This is a genomic window from Pseudomonas sp. A2, assembly GCF_023100865.1.
Taxonomy (GTDB): Bacteria; Pseudomonadota; Gammaproteobacteria; order Pseudomonadales; family Pseudomonadaceae; genus Aquipseudomonas; species Aquipseudomonas asiatica.
In genome coordinates, this window is sequence record NZ_CP039127.1 from 2,578,038 (window position 1) to 2,603,562 (window position 25,525).

20 protein-coding genes are annotated in these 25,525 nt (G+C 66.1%); 11 read left to right on the forward strand and 9 right to left on the reverse strand.

From position 1 onward, the window contains the following. Positions 1 to 52: 52 nt before the first annotated feature. Genes E5221_RS11950 through E5221_RS11980 form a run of 7 tightly spaced genes read right to left on the reverse strand, consistent with a single transcriptional unit; the run spans position 53 to position 6,567 of the window. Positions 53 to 1,096, reverse strand: a complete 1,044-nt coding sequence (locus tag E5221_RS11950) for an ABC transporter substrate-binding protein (RefSeq protein ID WP_247847506.1) — start codon at positions 1,094 to 1,096, stop codon at positions 53 to 55. Further along, a complete protein-coding gene (locus E5221_RS11955) occupies positions 1,093 to 2,226 on the reverse strand; it encodes an FAD-dependent oxidoreductase (RefSeq protein ID WP_123084417.1) in 1,134 nt (377 codons plus the stop codon). The genes E5221_RS11950 and E5221_RS11955 overlap by 4 nt, the downstream gene beginning before the upstream one ends. Further along, positions 2,223 to 3,581, reverse strand: a complete 1,359-nt coding sequence (locus E5221_RS11960; protein ID WP_247847508.1) for an FAD/NAD(P)-binding oxidoreductase — start codon at positions 3,579 to 3,581, stop codon at positions 2,223 to 2,225. Before E5221_RS11960 ends, E5221_RS11955 begins: the two co-directional genes overlap by 4 nt. Continuing rightward, positions 3,578 to 3,868 (reverse strand): (2Fe-2S)-binding protein, encoded by a 291-nt coding sequence (locus E5221_RS11965; protein ID WP_003260558.1) that lies wholly within the window; start codon positions 3,866 to 3,868, stop codon positions 3,578 to 3,580. The genes E5221_RS11960 and E5221_RS11965 overlap by 4 nt, the downstream gene beginning before the upstream one ends. Positions 3,869 to 3,882: 14 nt before the next feature. Continuing rightward, positions 3,883 to 4,677, reverse strand: a complete 795-nt coding sequence (locus E5221_RS11970) for an ABC transporter permease (protein ID WP_247847510.1) — start codon at positions 4,675 to 4,677, stop codon at positions 3,883 to 3,885. A gap of 4 nt (positions 4,678 to 4,681) precedes the next feature. Then, positions 4,682 to 5,551, reverse strand: a complete 870-nt coding sequence (locus tag E5221_RS11975; protein ID WP_247847512.1) for an ABC transporter permease — start codon at positions 5,549 to 5,551, stop codon at positions 4,682 to 4,684. Next, positions 5,548 to 6,567, reverse strand: a complete 1,020-nt coding sequence (locus E5221_RS11980; RefSeq protein WP_247847514.1) for an ABC transporter ATP-binding protein — start codon at positions 6,565 to 6,567, stop codon at positions 5,548 to 5,550. The genes E5221_RS11975 and E5221_RS11980 overlap by 4 nt, the downstream gene beginning before the upstream one ends. Positions 6,568 to 6,816: 249 nt before the next feature. Here E5221_RS11980 and E5221_RS11985 point away from each other — a divergent pair, with 249 nt between their 5' ends. Next, positions 6,817 to 7,644: an IclR family transcriptional regulator gene (locus E5221_RS11985; RefSeq protein ID WP_039613319.1), complete on the forward strand. Its 828-nt coding sequence runs from the start codon at positions 6,817 to 6,819 to the stop codon at positions 7,642 to 7,644. Positions 7,645 to 7,746: 102 nt separating this feature from the next. Here the strand turns inward: E5221_RS11985 and E5221_RS11990 are convergent, their stop codons facing one another. Further along, positions 7,747 to 9,600: an ABC transporter ATP-binding protein gene (locus E5221_RS11990; protein WP_039613318.1), complete on the reverse strand. Its 1,854-nt coding sequence runs from the start codon at positions 9,598 to 9,600 to the stop codon at positions 7,747 to 7,749. Between the two features lie 345 nt (positions 9,601 to 9,945). Between E5221_RS11990 and E5221_RS11995 the strand changes: the two genes are divergently transcribed. The 9 genes from E5221_RS11995 to bcsC are packed head-to-tail and all read left to right on the forward strand — an operon-like array spanning position 9,946 to position 23,655. After that, positions 9,946 to 11,436, forward strand: coding sequence for a BcsE family c-di-GMP-binding protein (locus E5221_RS11995; RefSeq protein WP_247847515.1), 1,491 nt, complete (start codon positions 9,946 to 9,948; stop codon positions 11,434 to 11,436). Beyond that, entirely contained in the window at positions 11,433 to 11,618 is a 186-nt protein-coding gene (bcsF, locus tag E5221_RS12000) for a cellulose biosynthesis protein BcsF (protein ID WP_039613316.1), read from the forward strand. The genes E5221_RS11995 and bcsF overlap by 4 nt, the downstream gene beginning before the upstream one ends. After that, entirely contained in the window at positions 11,611 to 13,230 is a 1,620-nt protein-coding gene (gene bcsG / locus E5221_RS12005; RefSeq protein WP_247847517.1) for a cellulose biosynthesis protein BcsG, read from the forward strand. The genes bcsF and bcsG overlap by 8 nt, the downstream gene beginning before the upstream one ends. Next, complete coding sequence (gene bcsR, locus E5221_RS12010) at positions 13,227 to 13,445, forward strand: cellulose biosynthesis protein BcsR (protein ID WP_025339608.1); 219 nt, start codon at positions 13,227 to 13,229, stop codon at positions 13,443 to 13,445. Before bcsG ends, bcsR begins: the two co-directional genes overlap by 4 nt. Then, on the forward strand, positions 13,442 to 14,149 hold the full coding sequence (bcsQ, locus tag E5221_RS12015; protein ID WP_247847519.1) for a cellulose biosynthesis protein BcsQ: 708 nt from the start codon (positions 13,442 to 13,444) through the stop codon (positions 14,147 to 14,149). Before bcsR ends, bcsQ begins: the two co-directional genes overlap by 4 nt. Beyond that, a complete protein-coding gene (gene bcsA, locus E5221_RS12020; protein ID WP_247847521.1) occupies positions 14,146 to 16,755 on the forward strand; it encodes a UDP-forming cellulose synthase catalytic subunit in 2,610 nt (869 codons plus the stop codon). The genes bcsQ and bcsA overlap by 4 nt, the downstream gene beginning before the upstream one ends. Further along, positions 16,752 to 19,034: a cellulose biosynthesis cyclic di-GMP-binding regulatory protein BcsB gene (bcsB, locus tag E5221_RS12025; RefSeq protein ID WP_247847523.1), complete on the forward strand. Its 2,283-nt coding sequence runs from the start codon at positions 16,752 to 16,754 to the stop codon at positions 19,032 to 19,034. Before bcsA ends, bcsB begins: the two co-directional genes overlap by 4 nt. Then, a complete protein-coding gene (gene bcsZ, locus E5221_RS12030; RefSeq protein WP_247847525.1) occupies positions 19,034 to 20,149 on the forward strand; it encodes a cellulose synthase complex periplasmic endoglucanase BcsZ in 1,116 nt (371 codons plus the stop codon). Before bcsB ends, bcsZ begins: the two co-directional genes overlap by 1 nt. Beyond that, complete coding sequence (gene bcsC, locus E5221_RS12035; protein WP_247847526.1) at positions 20,137 to 23,655, forward strand: cellulose synthase complex outer membrane protein BcsC; 3,519 nt, start codon at positions 20,137 to 20,139, stop codon at positions 23,653 to 23,655. Before bcsZ ends, bcsC begins: the two co-directional genes overlap by 13 nt. A 60-nt stretch (positions 23,656 to 23,715) precedes the next feature. On the opposite strand, the gene E5221_RS12040 is transcribed toward bcsC, so the two are convergent. Further along, complete coding sequence (locus tag E5221_RS12040) at positions 23,716 to 24,633, reverse strand: LysR family transcriptional regulator (RefSeq protein WP_023661550.1); 918 nt, start codon at positions 24,631 to 24,633, stop codon at positions 23,716 to 23,718. 119 nt (positions 24,634 to 24,752) lie between these two features. On the opposite strand from E5221_RS12040, the gene E5221_RS12045 reads away from it, so the two are divergent. Beyond that, the gene (locus E5221_RS12045) at positions 24,753 to 25,511 is read left to right on the forward strand and encodes a 5-oxoprolinase subunit PxpA (protein WP_247847527.1); all 759 of its coding nucleotides are present in this window, start codon (positions 24,753 to 24,755) and stop codon (positions 25,509 to 25,511) included. The last annotated feature ends 14 nt before the right edge of the window (positions 25,512 to 25,525 follow it).

A 25,525-nucleotide genomic window follows, 5' to 3' on the forward strand; every position in this document is an offset into this window, starting at 1 on the left:
AGGCTTCAAACGAGCGATATTTGTTCTATACGTGACGGCCCAGGCCCTCGGCTTATCGCTCGATCTGGCGGTTCCAGCGCGCGTTCCATTCGGGGCGCTGGGTGTTGACCTGGTCCCAGTCGATGGTCACGGCAGTCTGCAGGTAGGTCTGCATGGCTTCGACCTGGCCACGGGTCTTGTCGCTGGTGGGGGTGTTGGGGTTGGACGGGATCTGGTCACCCAGCTCCAGTGCCGGCGACTGCGCCTCGGGGCTGAGCAGGAACTCGGCGAGCTTCTGCGCAAGTTCCGGCTGGTCGTTGTTGGCCGTGACACATTCGGCCTGGTTGAGCACCACGGCACCTTCCTTGGGCGCGGAGTACTCCACCGGGATGCCTTTGAGCTTCAGCGCCGTCACCTGGGTGGGGGTGAGCGGGAACAGCGCGGCTTCGTCGGTTTGCACCATTTCCGAGAGCTTGGCCGAGTTGGGGATGTATTCCAGCACGTTCGGGCCCACGTTCTTCTGCCAGGCCGTGAAGCCCGGGTTGACATCGGTATCGCTACCGCCGTGCAGGCGGTTGTACATCAGGAAACCATGCAGGCCGAAGGTGGACGATGCCATCGACTGGAACACCACCTTGTCCTTGAAGCGCGGGTCGGCCAGGTCGTTCCACGAGGTGGGCGCCGCCCAGCCATTGGCTTTGAACAGGCGGCTGTTGTAGGCAAGCCCGGTCACGCCCAGGCTGACTGCGGCGGCCTTGTCCTTGATCAGGGCCTTTTCCGGCAACTGGGCCAAGGTCGGGTTGGGTTTGAGCGTGCTGCACAGGCCCATGCCGATGGCGCGGTACATGATGCCGTCATCCAGCACCATCACATGGATCGACGGCTTGTTCGGCGTGGCCTGGACCTTGGCCAGGATGTCGGCCGAGGTGCCGGGGACAATCACCACCTTCACGCCGTTGGCCTGCTCGAACTTTGGCAGAATATTGTCGCTGAACAGCCGTTCCATGGTGCCGCCGTTCATGCCCAGGTACAGCGTGGGTTGGGCCATGGCGGGCAGGCAGGCGAACAGGCCGGGCACGGTGCAGAACAGGGCGAGCAAACGTTGCTTGTGCGTCATGACAGGTTTTCCTTGTGGTGGTTGGGCTGAAAGCGATTGATGGAAAAAGCCGCCAGGCTGAGTGCCGGCGCGCCGTGCAGGATGCATTGCGCCAACGCTTCACCGGCAGCCGGCCCTATCTGGAAGCCGGCACCGGCAAAGCCGAAACCATGCAGCAGGCCGGGCTGGTGCAGGCTGGGGCCGAGCACCGGTTCGTCATCGGGCAGGTAGCCTTCGGTGCCGCTCCAGGTGCGAATGGCCTGGGCGCCGGCCAGTGCCGGGTACAGCTCGGTGGCGTTGTGCAGGATGTCGAGCACTGCGGCCTGGCCCGGGCGTGCGGTGGTCGGGGTCAGGGCAAAACCGCGCCCGCCGCCCAGCACGCAGTTGCCACGCGCCACCTGGCGGGCATAGATGCCGCCGCCTTCGACCCCGGTGCTGGCGGTCATGAACAGCGGCAGCGGCTCGGTGACCAGCATGGCTGGGTGGGCCGCGGTCAGCGGCACCGGCTCGCCGAACCGCTCGGCCAATTGCGCCGACCAAGCGCCGGCGCAATTCAACAGCCAGGGCGCCTTGAAGCCTTGGCCGCTGCTGGTGTGTACGCTGAAGTGGTGGCCGTCGTGTCCCACCTCCAGCACCTTGCACTGTTCATGCACCTGGGCGCCGCTGCGCCTGGCCGCCTGGGCGAAGGCCGGTGACACCAGCCGTGGGTTGGCATGGCCGTCCTCGGGGCAGTAAGAGGCGCCGACGGCGATATCGCCTACCCAGGGGAAGCGCTGGCGCAGTTCGCGTCGTTCAAGCAGTTGCAGGCGAAGGTCAAAAGCCTGGGTACGCCGGGCATAGGCCTTCAAGGCATCGAAGTCGGTTTCGCTGCGGGCCAGCTTCAGGTGGCCGCTGCGGGCGTATTCGCCATCGATGCCGATCCATTCGCGCAGATTCCCCCAGATGGCATGTGCGCGCATCGACAACGGCAGCTGGGCCAACGAGCGGCCCTGGCGGCGCACACCGCCGTAGTTCACTCCGCTGGAATGCGAGCCGCAGAAGTCGCGTTCCAGCAATGCCACTTGCCGACCAGCGCGGGCCAGGGTCAAGGCCGCGCTGCTGCCGATGATGCCGCCGCCAACGATGATGGCGTCCACTTCGATCAGCTTCATGGTTTTATCTCCAGGCCAAAGGGCAGGGGCTTGACCGGTGCCTGGCCACGCAGGCGCCCTACCTGGTCAATGGCCCGACCGCTTTCGCAGGCGATCAACTCGGCGGCAGCTGCACCGCACACGCGGCCCTGGCAGCGGCCCATGCCGACTCGGCACATGGCCTTGACCCGGTTGATTTCCCAGTGCCCGGCACGCACGGTGGCGCGGATTTCCCCGGCGCTGATCTGCTCGCAGCGGCACACGGTGAGCTCGTCCGGGGCTTGCCGGGCCCACTGCTCGGGGAATGGAAAGGCCTGCTCCAGCCCCTGGCGGAAGCGCTGCAAGGTGGCCAGGCGCCTTTCCAGTTGCTGCTGGCGCTGCGGGTTGCCGGGCTTGCCAAGGTCGGCCAGCAGTGTCAGGGCGGCCAGTTCACCGCTCATCTCGGCACCGTCGGCACCGAGGATGCCGGCACCATCGCCCGCCAGGTACACGCCAGGGCTGGTGGCCCGGCCCTGGGCGTCACGTACCGGTAGCCAGGCGCGGTTGAGCGCGCTCCAGGCGAACTGGCAACCCAGCAGATCGGCCAGTTGGGTTTCACTACGCAGGGCGTGGGCGAATGCCACGGCGTCGCACGGCAGGTCGTGTTGTTGGCCATTGTGCGACCAGCGCACACCGCTGGCACGTTGCTCGCCGTCGATACCCAGCAGGGTCACGCCTTGGTGCACCGGCACACCCTTGCGGGCCAGCCAGGCTCGGTAGTACAGGCCCTTGGCAAAGGTGCCCGGTTGTAGAAGTAGGCGTGGCAGGGCACGCACCTGGGCGCTGAACGGTGAGGTGTCGAGTACCGCGCTGACCGTGGCACCGGCCTTGGCGTACTGGTAGGCCACCAGGTACAGCAGCGGCCCGCTGCCGGCCAGCACCACCCGTTCACCGATCGCGCAGCCCTGGAACTTCAGGGCGATTTGCGCAGCGCCCAAGGTATAGACCCCAGGCAGGGTCCAGCCGGGTATCGGCAACACCCGGTCGGTGGCACCGGTGGCGACGATCACCCGGTCGAACGCCAGGCGGTCGGCCAGTTGGCCCTGTTGCAAGGTGTCCAGCACTTGCTGCTCGGCGTTCCATACCAGGGTGTCCGGGCGGTAGTCGACCTGCCCGCGCAGTTGCTCAAGGGTGGTGTGCACGGCTTGCGCTTTTCCTGCCTCGAAGCCGTACAAGGCTTTGGCCGAGCGGCGAAAGTTGGTCGGCTGTTGGCGGTAGATCTGCCCGCCGCCGCGGCTGGCTTCGTCCAGCAACACCGGGCGCAGGCCGTGGGTTACCAGGGTTTGCGCGGCGCGGATGCCGGCCGGGCCGGCGCCGATGATCACGATCGCACTCATGGCTGGCGCCCCGGGTCGCGGGTCACGCACTGGCCCGGTTCCAAAAAGGTCGAGCAGGCGCGTACCCGACGGCCATCCTGCAGGCGTACCCAGCAGTCCTGGCAGGCGCCCATCAGGCAGAAGCCGGCGCGTGGTTCGGCGCTGAAGTCGCTGCCGCGCAGGTGCCCGGCATTGGTCAGGATGGCAGTCAGCAGGGTATCGCCACTCATGCCTTTGGCCGGTTGGCCGTCGAGCAGGAAGGGCACAGGCTCGCGGTCGTGTTCGGCCACGCGCTTGAACAGAGGCATGGGAGCATTCCTTGTCATTGCTTGCCCACCAGCACGCGGTCCAGGCCATATACGCGGTCCAGGGCGACCATGGTCAGGGCGGTGACGGCGATAACCAGCGCCGAGACGGCGGCCATCATCGGGTCGATGGATTCGTTGGCGTATACGTACATGCGCACTGGCAGGGTCTGGGTGGCAGGCGAGGTGACGAAGATCGACAGGGTCACTTCGTCGAAGCTGTTGATGAACGCCAGCAGCCAGCCGCCGGCCACACCGGGCAGGATCATCGGCAGGGTGACCTTGCAGAACAGCGTGACCCGGCCAGCACCCAGGCTTTGCGCGGCCTGCTCGGCGCTGCGGTCGATACCGATGGCTGCAGCCAGTACCAGGCGCAGCACGTAAGGGGTGATCACCACGACATGGGCGAACACCAGCCAGGCGAAGCTGCCATTGACCCCCAGCAAGGCGAACAGCCGCAGCAAGGCCACACCCAGAACCAGGTGCGGGATGATGATCGGCGACAGCAGCAGGCCGTTGAGAAAGCCTTGGCCGGGGAAGCTGTAGCGGGTGATCGCCAGGCCCGCCGGCACGGCGATCAAAGTGGCCAGCGAGGCAGCCAGGGCCGCGAGTTTCAGGCTGTTGTAAAACGCATCGAGGAAATCGGCACGCTCGAACACGGCGCTGAACCAGCGCAGCGAGAAGCCGGCGGTGGGCAGGCTGAGGGTGTTTTCCGGGGTGAATGCCACCAGGCACACCACCACCAGCGGGGCGAGCATGAACAGCATCACCAGGGCGTGAAAGGACAGGGCCAGCGGGCCGTTACGGGTCATCGGTTCAGACTCCAAGTGCGCGTTTGTAGCGGCGTTCGACCAGCCGGTTCCAGCTGAGCATCACCAGCAGGTTGATCAGCAGCAGGGCCACGGCGATGGTGGCACCCATCGGCCAGTTCAGTTCGGCCAGGTACTGGTCGTAGATCATGGTGGCGACCATCTTCAGCCGGCGCCCGCCCAGCAGGCCGGGGATGGCGAACGAACTGGCGGCCAGGCCGAACACGATCAGCGTGCCTGACAGCACGCCGGGCATGATCTGTGGCAGCACGATGCGGCGGAACACCGTCCACTGGCTGGCACCCAGTGACAGCGCGGCTTGCTCGGCAGCCGGGTCGAGCTTCTGCAGCGAGGTCCACACCGGGATGATCATGAACGGCAGCATCACGTGGACCAGGCCGATGATCACTGCAAAGGGCGTATACAGCAGCTTCACCGGCTGGCCGCCGAGGGCAGTGATGCCCTGGTTGACCAGGCCGTCGGCGCCCAGCAGCAGGCTCCAGCCGAAGGCCCGCACTACCACCGAAATCAGCAGCGGGGTCAGCACCAGGATCAGGAAGATCGAGCGCCACGGCGCGCCCATGCGGCTGAGCACCAAGGCCTCGGGGATGCCGATCAGCACGCAAAGCAGGGTGACCAGGGCGCTGATCCAGAAGGTGCGGAAGAAGATCTCGTAGTAGTAGGTGTCGGTCACCAGGCTCAGGTAATGGCCGAGGGTGTACTGGCCGGCCTGGATGCCGCTGCTGTAGTCGAACGCGTTGAACGACAGCAGCACGGTCAGCCCCAGTGGCACCACCAGCAAGGCCAGGAACAACAGCAGCGCCGGGCTGCTGAGGCCGTAGCCCCAGGCGCTGCTGCGCAGCTTTGCCACGCTCATGCCGCCACCTCGCCAGCGTTCAGTACCCGCAGCAGGGCATCGTTCCAGTCCAGGCCGACCTGTGTGCCTTCATCCAGCGGTGTGTTGCCGTCGTTGGCACGCACCACGGCCAGGTTGCCCAGAGCAGTGTCGACCCGATACAGCCACTGGCTGCCGAGGAAGTAGCGGCAGCTGATGCGGCCTGCGAGCCTGCCGCTACCGGCCGGGCCGAGGCTGATTTTTTCCGGGCGCAGGCTGAGGGTCAGCGGGCCCTGGGCATTCGCCTGCGGTTGCCCGCCGGGGCCGGTTACGCCGCGCAGGCGGTTGGCCTTGCCGACAAAATCGGAAATGAAGGGCGTACCCGGGTGTTCATAGAGGCGGTAGGGGTCATCTACCTGGGTAATGCGCCCGGCCTCCATCACCACCACCCGGTCGCTGATCGACAAGGCCTCGGCCTGGTCGTGGGTGACCATCAAGGTGGTAATGCCGACCTCGTTCTGGATGCGACAGATCTCGAACTGCATTTCTTCACGCAGGTGGGCGTCCAGGTTGGACAGCGGTTCGTCCAGCAGCAGCACCGGCGGTTCGATCACCAGTGCACGGGCCAGGGCCACCCGCTGACGCTGGCCGCCGGAGAGTTCGCGCGGGTAGCGCTCGGCATGCTTGTCCAGGCGCACCAGCGCCAGGGACTGGTCGACCCGGCGGGCGATGTCGGCGTTGGCCACCTTGCGCATGCGCAGGCCGAAGGCGACGTTGTCGCGCACGGTCATGTGCGGGAACAGCGCGTAGCTCTGGAACACCACGCCCAGGCCTCGGCTGGCCGGCTTGGCGTGGGTAATGTCGCGGCCGTCGAGGATAATGCGGCCGCTGGTGACCTCGACGAAGCCGGCAATCATTTGCAGGGTAGTGGTCTTGCCGCAGCCCGAAGGGCCAAGCAGGGAGACGAACTCGCCTTTCTCGATGGCCAGTGACGAGCTGGCCACTGCCTCCGTGGCGCCATAGCGCTTGCAAAGCTTGTCGATCAACAGAAAGGTCATGGCTGTGCTCCATCGCAAACGGAACCGGGGTCAACCGGCAGTTTCAGGGTGGGCAGAGCGCCAGCGGCGAAAAGCAATGCTTTTACGGACGTTGGCGCTCGCTTCTGTGGCGGCGGCCGATGTTGTGATATCGCCCTATGGACCGGAGAGTAGGGCAATGATTAGGATGGCGACAAAGGGTAATTTCACTGGGTGACAGCTATTTTGAAATTATTCCACTGACTGGAATTTTCTAAGGTTTGACGAAAAATGGATTCCGATAAACGAAATGAGCAGGCCAAGGAAGTAGGTGTCAGTGCAGTGTCGCGTTTGTTCGCCGTGTTGCGTGCGCTGGGAGATTGCGGTGGCGAGGGCGAGAAGGTCAGCCAACTGGCGCAGCGGGTTGGCCTGGCGCAACCCACGACCCACCGCCTGCTGCGCAGCCTGATTGAAGAAGGCATGGTCGACCAGTGCGCGACCAGCAAGCGCTACCGGCTGAGCCTGGATTTTTTTGCCCTGGCGGCCAAGGCAGGGCAAGCCGGCAACCTGCGCGATGTGGTGCGCCCCAGCCTGCTGCGGCTGTCGGCCTCGCTGGGCGATTCGCTGTTCCTGCTGGCGCGCTCGGGGTTCGATGCGGTGTGCCTGGACCGCAGCGAAGGGCCATACCCGATCCGTACCTTCACCGGCGATATTGGCGGCCGTGTGGCCTTGGGGGTGGGGCAGGGCAGCCTGGCAATCCTGGCCTTCCTGCCGGAGGAGGAGCGCGACGAGGTGATCCGCTACAACCTGCCGCGGCTGAAGGATTTCCACCATTACGACGAAGTCATGCTGCGCGCCGAAATCGACAATGTGCGCAGCCTCGGCTATGCCGGGCGCAATACCGGAGTGCTCGATGGCATGGCCGGCCTGGCGGTGCCGATCCTCGATCGTAACGGCCATGCGGTGGCGGCCCTGAGCGTGGCGACCATCAGCGACCGCCTGGGGCCCAACCGCATGCCAACCGTGGTGGCGCTGCTCAAGCGCGAGGCGGCGGCGATTGGCGAACGAGTCAACCCGTTTGACCCGGTGCTGCGCCGGCCTTCGCATGTGTTTGGTTGAGGGCCAGGATTGAGCTCAGTCCATCGTCGCGATGGAAACTGATGGAGGTCGACGCATGGCACCGGCTTTGCCGGTGTTCGCCGGGCCCGCTCCCATACAGGCCTACTCCATCGCCTCGGCCACACCCTGGTCCTCACCCAGGAACCCGCCGCTCTGGTGCTGCCACAACCGCGCATAAGTACCGTTCTTCGCCAGCAGTTCCGCATGGGTGCCTTGCTCGATGATGCGCCCTTCATCCATCACGATCAGCCGGTCCATGGCGGCAATCGTCGACAACCGGTGGGCGATGGCGATGACGGTCTTGCCTTGCATCATTTCATCCAGGCTCTCCTGAATGGCCACTTCCACTTCCGAGTCCAGCGCACTCGTGGCTTCGTCCAGCAGCAGGATCGGCGCGTTCTTCAACATCACTCGGGCAATGGCGATGCGTTGGCGCTGGCCACCAGACAGCTTGATGCCGCGCTCTCCCACCAAGGTGTCGTAACCCGTGTTGCCCTGGCGGTCGCTGAGCTGGCTGATGAAACCATCGGCCTGGGCATTGGCCGCAGCGGCGCGGATCTGCGCTTCGGTGGCATCGGGGCGGCCATAGGCAATGTTGTCGCGAATCGAGCGGTGCAGCAGCGAGGTGTCCTGGGTGACCATGCCGATCGCCGCGCGCAGGCTATCCTGAGTGACCTTGGCCACGTTCTGCCCGTCGATGCGGATCTCCCCTCTGTCCACGTCGTAGAAGCGCAGTAGCAGGTTGATCAAGGTGGACTTGCCGGCGCCGGAGCGGCCGACCAGGCCGACTTTTTCGCCCGGGCGAATGTGCAGGCTCAGGTCGTTGAGCACCTGACGCTCGCCGTTGTAGTTGAAGCTGACCTTGTCAAAACTCACCGCGCCCCCTGTGGTTACCAGCTCCACAGCATCCGGCGCATCCTTCACCTTGGGGCCGCGGGTGAGGGTGGCCATACCGTCCTGCACGGTGCCGATGTTTTCGAACAGCGAGGTTATCTCCCACATGATCCAGTGCGACATGCCGTTGATACGCAAGGCCATGGCGGTGATCGCCGCCACCGCCCCGGTACCGACCTGGCCCTGGTGCCACAGCCACAGCGCATAGCCACCGGCAGCGATGATCAAGCCCACCACCAGCGCCTGGTTGACGATTTCGAACTGGCTGACCAGACGCATCTGGCGAAAGCCGGTCTGCTTGAAGTCCTCCATGGCCGCGCGCGCGAAGTGCGCTTCGCGGTTGGCGTGCGAGAACAGCTTCACCGTGGTGATGTTGGTGTAGGCGTCGGACACCCGCCCGGTCATCGACGATCGCGCATTGGCCTGCTCCTGGCCGACCTTGCCCAGGCGTGGCACGAAATACAGCATGGCCAGGCCGAACAGTACGACCCAGGCAATGAATGGCAGCATGAGTTTCAGGGCAAAGCCACCGGCCAAGGCAATGATCGCGATGAAGTACACCCCGATCCCGGGCAGGATCTCGATGATGGTGAACAACACATCGCGCACCGCCAGTGCCGTCTGCATCACCTTGGTGGTGACCCGACCGGAAAACTCGTCAGAAAAGAACGACAGGCTCTGGCGTAGCATCAGCCGGTGAAAGTCCCAGCGCAGCCGCAGCGGCAAGTTGATCGCCAGCACCTGGTGCTGAACCATGGTGCGCAGCGCCACCAGCCCGATGCTGACCAGCAGGACGATGCCGATACCCCACAGCACCCGGGTTTCTTCGGGGCCGACGGCACCGCCGGCCTGCCAGGCCGAGAGCAGGTCCACGACCTGACCGAGAAAGGCGAACAGCCAGGCTTCGTAGATCGATACCCCGGCACTGAGCAGCGCAAGCGCCAGGATGTAGCCGCGTGCGCCCCGGGTGCAGGCCCACATGAAGCGCAACAGGCCAACCGGTGGCGGTGGTACCTCATCAGGTGGGAAGGGATCGAGCCAGCGCTCAAAGATGCGAAGCATGCTTGTCTCCGGAAAATCAATTCTTGCCTGGCCGGTGACCATGACACGCAGCGATATGTCCGCTGTCGCCATGGCAGGCTTGGGCTGCAATGCAGCCCCAGTCAAGCCGGCAACCTTAACTGACAGACACTGACCCAACGGTCGTTGTTAACAAAACTTTGCAATTTATTACATTCTGCTTGATTTCATTTTGCCTTGGTGCTGTAGAATTGACGGGTTTTGATGTCGCCTGTCTGATTTGTCGTTTTATTGACGCACGTCATCAAAAACTAGTGATGGATCAGTCACAGTTACCTTTCACCCGCTTCAATTTACTTTTTCAGAGCCAGTGTTTTGACGAATGGAATGCCGTGGTTGGCTATTTCAGGCTTAGGCGCCGAAAGCAGCCAGCTTCATGTACAGGGACTGTATTGGTTGGCCTGTGACAGCGCAGAAGACGCCACCTTGCTATGCCGCCAGGTGGTTGGGGGGCTGCCCGAGCACGTTCGGGCAGCCCTTGTCGCCGATGCGCAAGCCATCGGTGATGTGCTGGGTGCGCTCGATGCCGAGCAGGGCCCCGGCGCGCTGGCGCTGTACGAAGCCAACCCGCAAGCCGTCTGGCATCTGGGCGATGACCTGCCGCGTATCGATGCCGCCGGGCGGGTGCTGGTGCTGCTTGCGCCTGCAGACGTCTGGGGTGCCGGCAACATCGAAAACTGGTGCAACGCGCTGCGCCCGGTCTTGTCGGCCGAGGCCGCGCTACTGCTGGTCATCAGCAGCGGCCAGAGTGCCGGGCTGATAGAGCGCCTGCGGGCGTTCAACCAGGGCGTAGATGGCCTGGCCCAGGTGTACCGCGGCAAAGGCGGGGTGCGCTACCTGCAGCATTTCTGGAGTAACTCGCTCGGCAAAACCGGTACGCGCGATGTGGAACTGATGCGGCTCGAAGCGGGCTTCGCCGCCGTCGGGGTGCCGCAGGCACCCAGCGACACCGGTGGCGACGAACTGTTGTGCCTGGCCCAGCGCCAGGTGCTGGAAGGTGCGCCAGCCTTCTCTGAGCACTGGCAGGTCTGCGAGAGCCTTGAGGAGCTGGGTGCCAAAGCAGGCAGGGCGGTTTCCGCCACGGTCATCTTTGCCATGGACGGCGGGCAGCGCCTGGATAGCCTGGCGCGCCAGTTGCACCGCTTGCGCCAGTTGCGTGGCAGTGCCCTGAAGCTGGTGGTGCGCGAGATGGCACCGACCCTGCGCTACCAGGATGAACAACTGCTGCTGGCCTGCGGGGCCAGCCAGATCGTGCCGTTCGGTGCCAGCCTGTCGCGCTTCCTGACCATGGTCGAGAGCATCCAGGGTTACCTCTGGCGGCGGCGCCTGCCAAGCGATTTCGATGCCTTGCTCGCACGCCTGCGGCCGCTGGCCATCTGCGGGCTGGTGGCGCCGCGCGCGTTCGCCGAAGCGGTGCAGACCATGTGGCACGGGGTGCGCAACGGAGAAATCGCCCACCAGTTGCTGGTGTTGCGCCCGGCCCCTGGGCTGACCCCGCTGCAAGCTTGCTCGCGCACGGTGTTCCGCCGCGACGGCGATATCGCCTGCGTGGTGGGCGATGTGCTGTTCCTGTTCCTGTTCGCCTGCCGCTCCGAAGGCGTCGAGCAAGCCCTTGACCACATCTTTCAGTTGTCGTGGAAAGAGTTGTTCATCAGCCAGGAGGTGCTTGCCGGTGTCGACAGCCTGGCCACCCCGGCCTTCCTCGATGACAGCGTGCCACAGCCACCCCGGCTCGACGCGGCGGCGCAGCTGCCCGCCCAGGCCAGGCCGGCCCTGGCACCGCGCCGGGTGGCCCTGGGCAAGCGGGGTACGGCATGAACTTCGTGCAACTGCTGCAAGTGGTCGGCATCACGGCGCTGGTCACCTTGGCGCTGGCCCTGCTGCTGTTGCGCCTGCGCGCCACGCTGCGCGGCTGGTTGCGCCGCCGCCTTCCACCCCGTTACCTGAAACCGCTGGGCGTACGCCACCGCGCTGCACGCCAGGAACCCCGTAATGATTAATACATCCGCCACCCTCCCGGTACCGGCCCGCTGGCCTGGACTGGGAGGGTGGAACCTCTATTTCCTGGCCAAGTTCCTGTTGGTCGCCCTTGGCATGCTCGACTTCCAGGCGCTGCCGAACCTGTTGTTCGCCGCGTTTCTGCTGCTGCCGTTGCCGGGCAAGTGGCTGCGAATCGCGCGGCAACTGGTGGCCGTACCGGTCGGCATCGCGTTGTTCTACCAGGACACCTGGCTGCCGCCCTTCAGCCGCCTGCTGGCGCAGCCGGGAGTGTTCGATTTCTCGTGGGACTACCTGCTCGAACTGCTCGGCCGCTTCATCAACTGGAACCTGCTGGGCGCGCTGGCGCTGTTGCTGGTGGGTTACCTGTACCTGCGCCATTGGCTGCGGCTGAGTACCTTGAGCCTGCTGGGGCTGGCATGGCTGGCGGTCGGCGGCCTGCCAGCGCTGGGGTTCAATGCGGGCCAGGCGACTGGCGTCGCGGCTGCCAGCCCCACCGAGCAGGCGCAGGCCAACGCGGTTGCCGACAATGCCACGCTCGACAGCTGGCTCGAGCGGTTCTTCGCCAGTGAGCGTGAACGGGTGACAGCATTCCCGGCCATGAAGGCCGATGAGCAGCCGTTCGACCTGCTGGTAATCAACATCTGCTCGCTGGCCTGGGATGACCTGTCCGCCGTCGGGCTGCGTGACAACCCGCTGTTCTCGCGCCTGGACGTGATCTTCGACCAGTTCAACTCGGCCACGTCCTACAGCGGGCCGGCCGCCATCCGCGTGCTGCGTGCCAGCTGCGGGCAGTCGTCCCACACCGGCTTGTACCAGCCTGCCCCGGAGCAGTGCCTGTTGTTCCAGAACCTGGCCAGGCTCGGCTTCCAGAGCAACACCTTGCTCAACCACAGCGGCCGCTTCGACAACTTCATCGGCGATATCACCCAGCAGCACATGCCGCAACCCGGCCTGCGCAACACCGACTTCCCGCGGGCACTGGTCGGCTTCGACGGCTCGCCGATTGCCAGCGACCTGGAGGTGCTGCGCCGCTGGTGGGGGCAGCGCAAAGGTGCGCCGGCCGAGCATGTGTCGCTGTTCTACAACAGCATCAGCCTGCATGACGGCAACCGTATCGTCACCGCCGACGGCGGTACCCGCGTGGCCGATTACGCCACCCGCGCCACCCGGCTGTTCGGCGAGCTTGGCAGCTTCCTCGATGAACTGGAGCGCAGCGGCCGCCGCGTGGTCGTGGCCATTGTCCCGGAACATGGCGCCGCGCTGCATGGCGATCGCATGCAGCTGTCGGGCATGCGTGAAATCCCCACCCCATCGATTACCCATGTGCCGGTCGGCTTGAAGTTCATCGGCATGGGCCAGCCTGCCCGCAGCGAGCCGCTGCACGTCTCGGCGCCCACCAGCTACCTGGCGTTGTCCGAGCTGATCTCGCGCGTGTATGCGGGCCTGGGCCAGCAGCAGGTGCTGGATGTGCCTAGCCTGCTGAGCGACCTGCCGACCACCGAACAGGTCGCGGAAACCGCAGGTGCGCAAGTACTGAACTACCAGGGGCGCGCCTACATGCGCCTGCAAGGCCAGCCCGACTGGCAGCCTGTTCCGAAGGAGCGCCCATGATCACTGGCAAGGCAGACCCTGCCGACCGCAGCGACGATATCGCCCAGTTGCGCCAGCACCTGGATATGCCAGACCTGAACTACCAGGACATCTCATTGCTGGTGGGTGTCCAGCAGGCCTTGCAGCGCTGGCCACTGCTGGGTGAAAGCTGCCGGAGCAGCGCCCAGGGAACGTTGTACACGGCGGCGCCGCGGCGCCAGGTGCTGTCGCCATGACCAGCCTGGCGTTGCACGGCGTTCGTGGTGGCCTGGGGCGCAGTGCCTTGCTGGCCGCGCTGGGGCATGCGTTGCAGGGCGTAGGTGAGCGGGTGCTGCTGGTCGACCTGTGCCCAAGCAACCTGCTCGGCCTGCACTTCAATCTGCCCCTCGACACGCGCGAGGGCTGGGCGCTTGCCGAGCGGGAAGGGCGGCCATACAGCGATGCCATGTACGAGGTGCTCGATGGCCTGTGCCTGATGCCGTTCGGCAATCTGCCTGCCTGCACGCGGCCGCCGTTGCCCGATGCAGAAGCCTGGCGCGCGCGCCAGGCCGAACTGGCCGAACACTTCGACTGGTTGCTGTTCGACCTGCCGCAGCTGCCGGCCGGTGCCGCTGACCAAAGTGTCGAGACTGATGTGCGGGTGTTGGTGGCCGAGGCCGAAATGGCCAGTCATCTGCTGCTCGGGCGCCGGCAGGTCGAGCACTACGACCTGTTGCTGGTCAACCGCTACGACCCCGCCAGCCGCTTGCAGAGCGACCTGCTGATGGTGTGGCGCGACCTGTTCCGAGATCGCCTGCCGATCCAGGTGGTGCACCGCGACGAGGCCTTCCTCGAGGCCCTGGCGTGCAAGGCACCGCTTGGCCACTACGCGCCGCAGAGCCTAGCTGGCCGGGACGTGCAGAGCCTGGCGGTGCGCTGCCTGACGAGGCGCCAGTCGTGACCCTGACCCCTCTGTCGGCCTACGCCTGGTTCCGCACACGTGGGGCGCGGCAGCCGGTTGCGTGGCTGTTCACCCTTGGCGTGTGGCTGGCCTTCCTGTTCCTGCGCCTGGAGTCGCCTGCCTGGCAAGCCCTGTTGGCCGAGCGGCAGCGGCTGTACCCGCAACTGGCGGGCAAGCGCCCAAGCCTGGGCGACCCGCTGCGCCTGCTGATCCAGAGCCTGTGGTTGCTGGTCCGGCGCCAACCGCTGCCACGCGAACCGGGGTTTGCCCGCCGTGCCTGGAGTGCAGTGCGTGCGCAGCTGCGCGGTATGCGCCAGGTGCTGCGCCGTTACCATGGCCTGCTGATCGACCGCCTGCAGCAGCTGCCTGCGCGCTACCGCGCCAGCGCTTTCAAGCAGCAAGCCTCGGCACGCCTGCGCGGCTTGAGCGTGTTCGCCCGGTGGGTTTTCTACAGCGTGCTGACCCTGGGCGCCATCGGCCTGGCCGTGCTTTGCGTGACCGAACCGTTCGGCTACCTGGCGCAGCTGGTGTTCATCTGCCTGCTGCTGGGCATTGCCCTGCTGGTGCGGCACATGCCGGGCCGCTTCCCGACCCTGATGCTGATCGTGCTGTCGACGCTCATCTCCTGCCGCTACCTGTGGTGGCGCTACACCTCGACCCTGAACTGGAACGACACCACCGGGCTGGTGTGCGGGTTGATCCTGCTGGCGGCAGAAACCTATTCGTGGTTCGTGCTGATCCTGGGCTACATCCAGACCAGCTGGCCGTTGCAGCGCAAGCCGGCGAACCTGCCGGCAAATCCGGCGTACTGGCCGACCGTCGACCTGATGATCCCCACCTACAACGAAGACTTGTCGGTGGTGCGCACCACGGTGCTGGCCGCCCTGGGCCTGGACTGGCCGCGCGAGCGCCTGCGCATCTATATCCTCGACGACGGCCGGCGCGAGGCGTTCCGTGCGTTCGCCGACGAAGTGGGGGTGGGCTACATCGTGCGGCCGGACAACAAGCACGCCAAGGCCGGCAACCTCAACCATGCGCTGGGCGTGACCGACAGCGAGCTGATCGCCATTTTCGACTGCGACCACGTGCCGGTGCGCTCCTTCCTGCAAATGACAGTCGGCTGGTTCCTCAAGGACTCGAAGCTGGCATTGGTGCAGACGCCGCACCATTTCTTCTCGCCCGACCCGTTCGAGCGCAACCTGGGCTCGTTCCGCCGTCGCCCCAATGAAGGCGAGCTGTTCTACGGCCTGATCCAGGATGGCAATGACATGTGGAACGCGGCGTTCTTCTGCGGCTCGTGTGCCGTGCTGCGCCGTACCGCGCTGGAGAGCATCGGCGGTTTCGCCGTCGAAACCGTGACCGAAGATGCCCATACCGCCTTGCGCATGCACCGCCAGGGTTGGTCATCGGCCTACCTGAGCATTCCGCAGGCGGCCGGCCTGGCCACCGAGAGCCTGTCGGCGCACATCGGCCAGCGCATTCGCTGGGCCCGGGGCATGGTGCAGATCTTCCGTACCGACAACCCGCTGTTCGGCCGTGGGCTGAGCCTGTTCCAGCGAGTGTGCTATGCCAACGCCATGCTCCACTTCCTGGCCGGCCTGCCACGGCTGGTGTTCCTGACCGCGCCGCTGGCGTTCCTGTTGCTGCATGCCTACATCATCTACGCCCCGGCGTTGATGATCCTGCTGTACGTGCTGCCGCACATGATCCACGCCAGCCTGACCAACTCGCGCATGCAGGGCAAGTACCGGCAGACCTTCTGGGGCGAGGTCTACGAGACCGTGCTGGCCTGGTACATCGCCCGCCCGACCACGGTCGCGCTGTTCGCGCCGAAGAAGGGCAAGTTCAACGTCACCGCCAAGGGCGGCCTGATGGAGCAGGAGCAGTTCGACTGGCGCATCGCCCAACCCTACCTGTGGCTGGCGGCGCTCAACGTGGCCGGCCTGGGCTTCGCCGTGTGGCGCCTGTTCACCGGCCCGGCGGCGGAAATCGGCACGGTGATCGTCAGCTCGCTGTGGGTGATCTACAACCTGCTGATCATCGGCGCCGCTGTCGCCGTGGCTGCCGAAGTGCGCCAGGTGCGCCGCGCCCACCGGGTGCAGATGCGCTTGCCGGCGGGGCTGGTGCTGGCAAGCGGTCACGCCTACCCCTGTACCCTGGTCGACTACTCCGACGGCGGTGTCGGGCTGCAATTGCACCGGGGCCTCGAGTTGCAAGCGGGGGAGCGGATACGCCTGCTGCTCAACCGCGGCCAACGCGAGTTCGCCTTCCAGGCCTGTGTCACCCGTACCGTCGGGCAACACGTTGGCCTGGTGTTCCACGACCTCGGCCAGCAACAGCGTATCGACCTGGTCCATTGCACCTTCGCCCGTGCCGATGCCTGGCTTGGCTGGAACGAGCAGCATCAGGTCGATCGCCCGCTGCGCAGCCTGGTCGACGTGCTGAAGCTGGGCGGTGTCGGTTACCTGCGGCTGGTCGAACACTTGCCGCCATGGGTGGGGGCGTGGCTGCGCCCACTGCACGCGCTGGCGAACTGGCTGGCCAGCTACAGGCCGCGCACACCGCGGCCTGTCCCTTCCTTGAACCCTGTTGATCGAGACGCATGATGACTGGTTATCCCGCGCGTACCTGGGGCCTGGCGATGGCGCTGCTTGCTGCCTTGTCGCAAAGCGCCGCTGCCGCCTCTGTCGCCCCGCTTGCCGAGCCAGCCGTACCCACGGTACCGAACTGGCCGGTTGCGAAAACCTTCGAGCAGCTCGGGCATGCCTCCGACAGCCTGCTGCTGGGGGTGCGCAACAGCGAGCATATCGAATTCGGCCTGCGGCGCGACCGCCTGGCCACCGACGCCAGCCTGCAGCTGGACTACACGCCATCGCCCGCGCTGTTGCCGAACCTGTCGCACCTGCGCGTGTACCTGAATGACGAACTGATGGGCGTGGTGCCGGTGGAAAAGGACCAGCTTGGCCAGCGCGTGCGCCGTCAGCTGCCGCTGGACCCGAAGCTGCTCAGCGATTTCAACCGGGTACGCCTGGAGTTCGTCGGGCATTACACCGACATCTGCGAAGACCCTGCGCACAGCGGCCTGTGGCTGAACCTGAACCGCAAGAGCCAGGTGCAGCTGCACGAACAGGCCCTGGCCCTGGACAACGACCTTGCGTACTTCCCGCTGCCGTTCTTTGATGTGCGCGACACCGGCAAGGTAACGCTGCCGGTGGTGTTCAGCGGCGTGCCGAGCCTGGGCGAGCAGCGTGCGGCGGCGATCCTGGCGTCCTACTTCGGCAGCCAGGCCGGTTGGCGCAAGGCGACTTTCCCGGTGCTGTACGACAGCCTGCCGGCCCGTGGCGACAAACCCACGCCGAGCATCGTGTTTGCCAGCAACGACCGTCGCCCGGCCTTCCTTGCCGACCTGCAGCAATTCCCGCCGGTCGACGGCCCGGTACTGCAGATGATCGACCACCCGGACGACCGCTTCAGCAAGGTGCTGCTGGTGCTGGGCCGTAACGACGATGACCTGGTCAAGGCCGCCTCGGCGCTGGCGGTTGGCAACAACCTGTTCCGCGGTGCCCGGGTGAAGGTCGAGCAGATGACGGCACTGCAGCCGCGCCAGCCCTACGATGCGCCGAACTGGACACGCACCGACCGCCCGGTACGCTTCGCCGAGCTGCTCGATTATCCCGAGCAGCTGCAGGTCAGTGGCCTGCAACCGCGGCCGGTGACGCTGGAGCTGAACCTGCCGCCGGACTTGTTCGTCTGGCGCAACCAGGGCATTCCGCTGCGTACGCTGTACCGCTACACGGCCCCGGCAGTGAGCGACGAATCGCGCCTGAGCATCAGCGTCAACGACCAGTACATCACCAGCATGCCGCTGGTGGGCAATGACCGGCGCGGCGGTACGCTCGAGGAAATGCGCCTGGCAGTGTTGTCCGGTGACAACAGCGCATTGACCGAGAAGTCGCTGGTACCGGCGTTGAAGATCGGCGACCGCAACCGCCTGCGCTTCGATTTCAGCTTTGCCAGCACCCTGGGCAGCGCCCAGCGCGACCGCTGCCAGACCTCGTTGCCGGTGGATGTGCGCGCGGCGATCGACGACAACTCGACCATCGACCTGTCCGGTTACCACCACTACATCGCCATGCCCGACCTGCGCGCATTCGCCCGCAGCGGCTTCCCGTTCAGCCGCATGGCCGACCTTTCCGAAACCCTGGTCGTCATGCCGGCCAAGCCCACGGCGATGCAGGTGGGCACCTTGCTCGATGCGGTTGGCGGGCTGGCCGGGCAGATCGGCTACCCGGCGCTTGGCCTGCGGCTGGTCGATGACTGGAAGCAGGCCGCAGCGGCCGATGCCGACTTGCTGCTGCTCGGCAGCCTGCCTGAGGCCCTGGGGGATGCGCCAAACCTTGGCCTGCTGCTTAGTGCCCAGCGGGACTGGCTGCTGCAGGGCCGTAGCACAGGGCTGCCGGGCAGCCAGCGCTTCGATACCGCGCCGGTGGCCGCGAGCAGCCGTGTGGCAGTCAGCGCGCAGGCGCCGATTGCGGCCATCACCGGGCTGAAGTCGCCATTCCACGAGCAGCGCAGTGTCGTCGCCCTGCTGGCCAACAGCGATAGCGACCAAGCGTTGCTGCGCGATGTGCTCGGCGATGTGGGCAAGCTCGATGCGGTGGCCGGCTCGGTGACGCTGGTGCGCAGCAGCGGCGTCACCAGCCAGTTCGTCGGCGAGCACTACTTTGTAGGCGCGCTGCCGTGGTGGCTGCTGCTGTGGTTCCACCTGTCCGAGCACCCGGTACTGCTGGCGGCGATCGCGGCCATTTGCGTGGTGCTGTTTGCCTTCCTGTTGTGGCGGGCACTGCGCTGGGCAGGCAAGCGCCGTCTGGGTGAGGCGGGGTGATGATGCGTCAGTTGCTGGTGGGGCTGGTCGCCTTGGGCCTGCCCGTCGTCACAAGTGCCGCACCGGCTTGCAAATGGCCGGCCTGGGACCGCTTCAAGGCCGAACTGGTGAGTGTCGACGGTCGGGTCATCGACCCGAGCGACGAGCGCCTGATCACCACTTCGGAAGGGCAGAGCTACGCGCTGTTCTTCGCCCTGGTGGGCAATGACCGGCAAGCCTTCGCGCAGTTGTTGCGCTGGACCGGAAACAACCTGGCGGAGGGCGACCTGGCCCGGCATCTGCCCGCGTGGCTGTGGGGCCGTAACGGCCAGCAGCAGTGGCAGGTGCTGGATGCCAACAACGCTAGCGATGCCGACCTGTGGATTGCCTACAGCCTGCTCGAAGCCGGTCGGCTGTGGGACGAGCCGGCCTACACGCAACTGGGCCAGCGCCTGCTGTGGCGTATCGCCGCGCAGACCGTGCGCAAGCTGCCGGGCCTGGGGGTAATGCTGCTGCCGGGGGACTATGGCTTCGAGGATGCCCGCGGCGCCCGCTTGAATCCCAGCTATTTGCCGCTGCAGTTGTTCGATCGCTTCAGCCTGGTCGACCCGTTGTGGGGCGAGCTGGCGGCCAACACGCGGCGTTTGTGGCTGGCTTCGTCGCCAAAGGGCTTTGCCCCGGACTGGCTGCTGTGGACGCCAGCCGGTGAACTGGCAGCGGACCCGCAACATGGCAGCGAAGGTGACTACGACGCCATCCGCGTCTACCTGTGGGTCGGCATGCTGGCCAAGGACGCGGCAGGGCGTGCCGAGCTGGTGGCCCACTACGCCCCGATGGCGGCATTGACCATGCGCCAAGGGTTGCCGCCAGAGCATGTGGATGCGCACAGCGGTGTTGCCAGCGGCCATGGCCCGGCGGGTTTCTCTGCGGCGTTGCTGCCGTTGCTGGCAGCATCGCCGGAGCACGTCGCGGGCCTGGCGGCCCAGCGTCAGCGCCTGCGCGAACAGCCAGTCGAAGCCAAGGCCTATTACAGCCAGGTGCTGGCGCTGTTTGGCCAGGGCTGGGACCAAGGCCGTTACCGTTTTGACTCGCACGGCCGCCTGTTGCCGGCCTGGAGCGCGCCATGCAGCGAATGATCGGCGTGCTGATGCTGGCGGCAGTGACCTGCCAGGCCACGGCACAACCCAAGGATGCCGGCGAACAGCGCCAATGGCTGCTGGACCAGGTGCGTCGCGGCGAGGCGCTGCATCGTGACGACCTAGTGCGCGATGCACTGGGGCGGCTGCAATTGCTCGAGCCGCGCAACCCGGATGTGTTGCTGGCGGCCCTGAGCCTGGCATTGCGCGAAAAGAACAGCACCGAGGCCGAGCATTTGAGTGCGCGGATCAGTGCCATCGCGCCTGGCAGCTTGCAGGCACGCCAGGCCAGGCGCCTGCTCGAGCTGCAGCAGCCGGAGCGCATGCGGCAATTGCAGCAGGCCCGCCTGCTGGCGGTCACAGGGCGCAATGAAGAGGCGCTGGCGGCCTATGAACAGTTGTTCGCTGGTGAACCGCCAAGCCTGGAATTGGCCCTGGACTACTGGCGCGTGCGCGGCAATCTCCCAGGCCAGCGCCCTGAAGCGATCAGGCAGCTGCAGCAGCTGGACCAGCAGTACCCGGGCAGTGCCGGGCTGCGCCAGACCTTGGCCGGTTGGCTGTTCGCCGAAAATCGCGACCGCGAAGCCTTGGCCTTGCTCGACCAGCTGTCGCGCGACCCTGGCGCACGGGATGCCGCTGCCCAGCGTGAGTTCGACTACCTGTCCGGGCAAGCGGTGAGCGCCGCCAGCGCGGCGGCCTGGCAAGCGTTTCTCCTGCGTTACCCCGCCTCACCTTTGCAGGCGCAGGCCAGCGAGACCCTGCAACACCAGCGCAAACTGCTGGCCGACCCGTCCTGGCAGGCTGGCCAGCGGGGCTTGGCATTGCTCGACAAGGGCCGTAACGCTGAAGCCGAAGCACAACTGCGCCGGGCGCTGCGCCAGTATCCGGATGATGCCAGCCTGCAGGGGGCACTGGGCTATGCGCTGATGCGCCAGAGCCGCTACGAAGACGCCAATGCGGCGTTCCGGGCGGCGAGCGCCAAGGAGCAGGACACCTACTGGATCAGCCAGTGGAAGGACCTGGAGTCGTCCAGCCAGTATTGGGCCCTGCTCAACAAAGGTGAGCGGGCACTGCAGGCGAAAGACCTGCGCGCTGCCCGTGCCTTCTACCAGCAGGCACGCCAGCAGCGCCCGAAGGAGGAATACGCCTTGCTGGGCCTGGCGGATGTCTCGCTGGCCGAGGGCGATACAGCGGCCGCCGAGCGGCAATTCCTGCAGGTTCGGCGCATGGCACCGGATAACGAAAGTGCCGTGCGCGGCCTGGTGCGTGTGTACCAGGCGCAATCGCCCGACAAGGCGCGGGCGTACCTCGACAGCCTGTCGCCTCGGCAGCAAGCGCAGTTCGCCAGCCTGCGCCGCAGCCTGGAACTCGCACGCCTGCGCCAGCAAGGTGACCAGGCCATGCAGCGTGAGGACTGGGCGGCGGCCAGCCAGGCGCTGGGCCGGGCCACGGCCTTGGCCCCCGATGAGCCCTGGCTGGTCTACCAGCTGGCCAGCAGCTTGCGCCACCTGGGGCGCACCGCCGAAGCCGACGCGGCATTCGCCAGCATCGTGCAGCGCCAGCCGGGCGACCCATCTACCCGTTATGCCCATGGCCTGTTTCTGGAGTCCAGCGACCGCGATGCGCTGGCCCTGGACAGCCTGGGCGCGGTGCCGCAGGGGGCCTGGAGCGCTGACATGCATGCACTGGAGCAGCGTATCCGCCGCCGCATGACCCTCGCCTCGGCGCAGCAGCTGCAGGCGCAAGGCCGTACGGCTGAAGCGACCCGCCTGCTCGAGGCCAGCCTGGCGCGTGGAGAAGGCAGCACCGACGACCTGATGCTACTGGCTGACTGGGCGGCGGCCAATGGTGAGCCTGGCAAGGCGCGCGGTTATTACCAGCGTGTGCTTGCCGTGCAGCCTGGGCAACCCCAGGCACGCCTTGGCGTGATCGAAAGCGCGGTGGCCGAAGGCAACCTGGCACAGGCCCGGCACATGCTGGCTGTGCAGGTACCGCAACTTGCTGCCGATGACAGCAACGCCCAGCGGCGCCTGGCGGCTGTCTGGGTCGCCTTGGGCGAATACGACCAGGCGGCCAGAATGCTCGACCAGATCGCAGCGCAGCAGCCTCGCCCCGATCCCTTGTTGCGGCGCGACGCTGCCCGCCTGGTAGCGCAGGATGAGCCGCAACGGGCGCTGGACCTTTACGCCGCAGCGATGGCCGATGCGCAGTTGCTCGAACGTGCTGCCGTGTCGCCACGGGACGACCGTGCACTGACGCTGGCCAGCCGTGAGCAGGATGACGACGACTGGCTGGCACGCAGCCTGCGCAGCGACGTCGATGCGCTGTATCGCCAGCGCAATACCCATGTGACGTTGATGCACGACTACGGCTGGCGCGAGGACGACGGTACGCCGGGCACGTCCGAACTGAGTACCCAGTCGACCTTGCTGCATGTCGATACCCCCTGGCAGGACGGCACCGCCTTTGCGCGGGTGGAGCGCATCGGCATGGATGCGGGGTCGTTCGAGCAGAACGACCAGGGGCGCTATACCCCGGATTTCGGCACCTGTCAGTTTGTTGGCAGCACCGCTGACGGGAGGTCGCTCCCCGCGTGCAAGGGCGGTTCGCAAACGGCGGACGGTAGCGTGCTGGCGCTGGGCTGGCAGGGCAGCCGCTGGGCCTTCGACCTGGGCACTACCCAGGGCTACGCGATCAACAACTGGTTGGGTGGCGCCACGGTCAACGGGGACCTCGGCCAGCTTGGCTGGTCGCTGACCGCTTCGCGGCGGCCGATGAGCAACTCGCTGTTATCGTTTGCCGGGGCACGTGACCCGCGCACGGGCGTGCGCTGGGGTGGGGTCACGGCCAATGGCGCCACGCTTGGCCTGAGCTGGGACCAGGGCGGTGACAATGGCGTCTGGGCCAGCCTCGGGCACCACTGGCTGTATGGCGAAAACGTCGCCGACAACCAGCGCACCCGGGCCATGGCCGGCTGGTACCACCGCGTGGTGGAAAAAGCCGATGAGCGTGTGCGCGTGGGCCTTACGCTGATGCACTGGCGTCACGACAAGGACCTGGGCGGCTACAGCCTGGGGCAGGGCGGCTACTACAGCCCGCAGCGCTACACATCGGTGGGTGTGCCGGTCAGTTATGCCTGGCGCAACTACGACTGGTCGGTGCTGCTGGAAGGCTCCGTCAGCTGGTCACAGGCCCACAGCGGCCGCAGCCGGCTGTATCCGGACACGCACGTCAACCGCAAGGTGCTGACACAGTATGACGTTGGCTCCAACATCGACGCCATGAACGACGCCAGCGACAGCAGCGGGCTGGGCTACCGCCTGCGCGGGCTGTTCGAGCGGCGCCTGAGCGACCGTTGGGTGTTGGGCGGCGGCTTCGACTGGCAGCACAGCGACGACTATGCGCCTAGCCATGGCATGCTCTACCTGCGCTACCTGTTCGAGCCGTGGCGGGGCAACCTGGCGCTGCCGGTGACGCCGCTGGAGCCCTATAGCGAGTGGCGTTGATTCCGAATGCAGACGCTGTGTGCGGATTTACCCGTGAAGAGTCGGGCCTGCAGGGAACGGTCAGCGCCGTGCCGACAACTGCTGCGGTGCCAAAAAAGCATCATGGAAGTAATTGCGTACAGCCTGCATCGCCGGGCTGAACGCCCGTTCCCGGTGCCAGGCCAGCCCAACGCTCATCGGTGTCACCGGGTCGCTGATGGTCACCGTCTCGATACGCTTGCCCTCCAGCGACCAGGGCCGGTGCACCAGGTCCGACAGGATCGCTACACCGCTGCCATTGGCAACCATGCTGCGCACGGCCTCCACCGAACTGGTCCGCACCCGCACTTTCGGCCGCTGCCCGGCCTGTTCCCAATAGCGCATGGCGCTTTGCTCGGCCTCATCCACGGTCAGCAGGATGAACGGCTCGCAGGCCACATCGGCCAGGCTTACGGCCGAGCGCTCGCACAGCGGATGGTTGCCAGGCAGCCACAGGCGGCGTTCGGAGTTGAACAGGGTTTCCGAGACGATGTCCGGGTGGGTGAGGTTGGCGGTGAGTACCACTGCCATGTCGAAACGACCCTCCAGCAACCCTTGCTCGATGGCGCTGCGTTCCTGCTCGTACAGCTCCAGGGTCACATCCGGATGCCAGTGCTCCAGCCGCTGCAGGTGATGGGGCAGGAAGTAGCCGATCACCGTGTAGCTTGCCGCCAGGCGCAGCAGGCCACTGGCGCGCACGTCCGGCAGCGGGCTGTTCAACGCATCGTCCACGCTACGCAGGATCACGTAGGCGCGGTTGAGGAAGTGCCGGCCAGCCTCGGTCAGGCTCATGCCCTGCGCCGAGCGCTGGAACAGCAGCACGCCGAGCATCGCCTCCAGCTCCTTGATCGCCGTGGTCACTGCAGACTGGGAAATGTTCAGGTGGATTGCCGCCTGGGAAATCTGGCCGATCTCGGCGGTGGCGACGAAATAGCGGACCTGGCGCAGGGTCAGTGACACGGTAGCTCCCGGGGTATCTGATTTTCAGAAGACACCCTATCTGTTTATAGATCTTCCCAAGGGGGTGCGGAGAATCTAACGTGGCTTGCATGCAGTCACAAGCGCCAGGAGAGACAGTCATGCAGGTGGTGGATTTCAACTCGGACATGGGTGAGGGCTTTGGCCCGTGGACGATTGGCGATGGCGTCGACAACGAGCTGATGGGCTACATCAGCACGGCCAACATCGCCACCGGCTTCCATGCTGGTGACCCCGGCACCATGCGCCGTACCGTCGAGCGGGCCAAGGCCCTGGGCGTCGCAGTGGGGGCGCACCCTGGGTTCCGCGACCTGGTCGGCTTCGGTCGCCGGCACATCAATGCCCCGGCCCAGGAACTGGTCGACGACATGCTCTACCAGCACGGCGCCCTGCGTGAAATTGCCCGCGCCCAGGGCGTGCGCCTGCAGCACATCAAGCCGCACGGTGCCCTGTACATGCATCTGGCACGTGACGAAGAAGCTGCACGGCTGCTGGTGGAGAACCTGCGAGTGATCGAGCCGGAGCTGCTGCTGTACTGCATGCCGGGTTCGGTAATCTGCCGCATCGCCCAGGAACTTGGCCAGCCGGTCATTCGCGAGTTCTATGCCGACCGCGAGTACGACCTGAGCGGTTCGATCGTGTTCACCCGCAATGTGCGGGGCTACGAACCTGGAGCGGTCGCTGAACGGGTGTTGCGGGCTTGCCAGCAAGGCGTGGTGCGCACGGTCGAGGGCCAGGACCTGGCCATCGAATTCGATTCCATCTGCCTGCACAGCGACACCCCGGGGGCGCTCGACCTGGTCGAGGCCACGCGCAAGGCGCTGGACGCTGCCGGTATCGTGGTGCGTGCGCCACGCTGAAACCGTGGGGCATC